Raw genomic sequence first — 206 nt, 5'->3', positions numbered from 1 at the left:
GGCGAGTGATACCGATGTGGGTGATGTGCTGTCATTGAGCGCGGTGACTAAACCAAGCTGGTTGAGCTTCAATGTTGTCACTGGATTGTTAAGTGGCACGCCCGGCAATGCCGATGTAGGCAGCCATGTCGTGTTACTGCGAGTGACGGACACGGATGGCTTAACGGCTGACCAGTCCTTTAGCATCATCGTGACCAACGTCAATG

Annotated in this window: 1 protein-coding gene; it reads left to right on the top strand. The window is 53.4% G+C overall.

Going from position 1 to position 206, the window contains the following annotated elements; all coding sequences use genetic code 11:
- A partial coding sequence (locus tag BM607_RS21725) for a putative Ig domain-containing protein (RefSeq protein WP_140393447.1) occupies positions 1 to 206 on the top strand: 206 nt, incomplete at both ends.

This window comes from Shewanella sp. SACH (genome assembly GCF_001887095.2).
Lineage (GTDB): Bacteria > Pseudomonadota > Gammaproteobacteria > Enterobacterales > Shewanellaceae > Shewanella > Shewanella baltica.
This window is presented reverse-complemented; position numbering and strand designations above follow the sequence as displayed.